Annotated in this window: 2 protein-coding genes; both read left to right on the top strand. The window is 53.0% G+C overall.

Annotation, left to right across the window (positions count from 1 at the left end; genetic code table 11):
* On the top strand, positions 1-191 hold a 191-nt coding region (locus HWQ67_RS19715), incomplete at its 5' end, for a hypothetical protein (RefSeq protein ID WP_218254401.1).
* A 97-nt stretch (positions 192-288) separates the two neighbouring features.
* The coding region (locus HWQ67_RS19710; protein ID WP_218254400.1) for a hypothetical protein at positions 289-1,007 on the top strand (719 nt) is incomplete at its 3' end.

Raw genomic sequence — 1,007 nt, 5'->3', positions numbered from 1 at the left:
GTTCCGGGTTTCACTACAGAGAAATCGTCGCTATCAGCCGTGCTTGTGGTATCACTACTCGCCAGGTGGAGAACTGGAAATATGGTCAACGCTATCCAGACAAGCAAAGAGCGGAGGATATCATAGAGTGGGTGAAGGCGGGTAAGCCCATGGAACAGCAGCGGCCATTCCCAGATAGACCTATGCTATGAAGAATCGCAGTAGGTTGGTTTTGGTGGGATGCCGTCTGGTGATTTGCAGAGATGGTCATTGGGTATGGGTAACTAGCGATGGGTACAGGAGAACGAAATGCGGCATACGAAAGCACTAAGATATTTGTCCCCTGTGTTATTGGCCGTTCTACTGAGCCTATCCCTTGCCGTTCCGGTGGCCGCTGCGGTGGAACAGCCTACCGACCTGGAGCTCCGGGAGGTGGCGGCATACCAAAACTATAATGAAGATGGGGCACAGCTCTACCTGGTGACCTATTATATTACTATCAATGCCACCCAGAACGCCGACCAACTGTTCATATTCAGGTTGAAGGATGAGGATACGGTTATCGCCACTGCCGCGGCGTTCCCATATAAGGACCAGGGCTATGGGCTCGGGGTAGTTGCCTTCTATGTCCCGGCGGATGATGCCCCGACATGGGAAGGCAATATATCCGTTCAGTTGATAGGTAATCCCCTGGTGGATTGGGACGGGGCTATCCCCAGCACTGTGTTTGACGACATCACCTGGAACACCGGGACAGCGGCGGAGGTTTCGGAGATGGTATCCAGTAAGATCCTGTACCTGGCCACCTTATTGGGGCAGGAATGGGATGTCGACATGGTGACTACGGTACAGGGGGTGACGACTCTGACCAGTGCTGGGGCATCATACTTTCTTGTGGTAGTCCCCTATGCCGGTGATGTGGTGCCGTACGTCTTTGGTCAATACATCTTTACTCCTGATTACCCAATAGATGAGAAACCGCCAGGGGATGACTATGCCGACTGGCTGGAGAACTCCATAGAGGGCAC

Origin of the sequence: Candidatus Magnetobacterium casense (genome assembly GCF_019173545.1) — a bacterium.
GTDB lineage: Bacteria > Nitrospirota > Thermodesulfovibrionia > Thermodesulfovibrionales > Magnetobacteriaceae > Magnetobacterium > Magnetobacterium cryptolimnobacter.
This window is presented reverse-complemented; position numbering and strand designations above follow the sequence as displayed.